The 499-nt window shown below is 60.9% G+C and carries 2 protein-coding genes; both read right to left on the bottom strand.

Features of this window, described 5'->3' with window-relative positions:
- Positions 1 to 183 (bottom strand): beta-ketoacyl synthase N-terminal-like domain-containing protein (locus EN857_RS33270; RefSeq protein ID WP_275955146.1); only part of this gene is annotated, 183 nt, incomplete at its 3' end.
- Positions 184 to 465, bottom strand: a complete 282-nt coding sequence (locus EN857_RS33265) for an acyl carrier protein (protein WP_095517116.1) — start codon at positions 463 to 465, stop codon at positions 184 to 186.
- Positions 466 to 499 lie beyond the last annotated feature (34 nt).

Here is a 499-nt window from a genome sequence, read left to right as displayed (position 1 = left end):
GATGTCGTGCTCGGGCAGCGCCTTGATCTCAGCGCCGGTCATGCCCTCCAGGTCATGAAGCTCGGAATTGGCGAGCGGGCCGATGGCGGAGCGGCCTTCGCGCATCTCTTTCCACATAGAGGCGGCGTCAGTGCCCAGTCCGCACAGGCCGCCCACTCCGGTGATAACGACGCGCCTGTCCATTCAAGCCTCCTTCGCAAGCAAGCCGCGGACGGCGTCCACGACGTCGCCGACATTCTTGAGATTGGACCAGGCATCGGCCGTGTTCATATCGATCTTGATGCCGTAGGCCTGTTCCACATCCCAGAGGACGTCCGCCAAACCCAGCGAATCGAACCCGAGCGCGTCCAGTTCCGTGGCGATTGTTATCTCGCCGACGAATGACGCAGGCATTCCCTCACCGCTCTCCGACTCGGCGCGTTTCTTGATCAGGGCAATGACGTCCGTTGCGAATTGATCGGCCATTCTGTTTCCTGTCTTTCTTTCCCGCGTTTCGACC

This window comes from Mesorhizobium sp. M4B.F.Ca.ET.214.01.1.1, from assembly GCF_004791545.1.
Taxonomy (GTDB): Bacteria; Pseudomonadota; Alphaproteobacteria; order Rhizobiales; family Rhizobiaceae; genus Mesorhizobium; species Mesorhizobium abyssinicae.
The sequence above is the reverse complement of the archived record's forward strand: the minus strand, read 5'-3'. Positions and strand labels throughout refer to the sequence as shown.

Coding starts and splice junctions, on each gene's coding strand:
- EN857_RS33265 (WP_095517116.1), bottom strand. CDS start 465: ATGGCCGATCAATTCGCAACGGACGTCATTGCCCTGATCAAGAAACGC.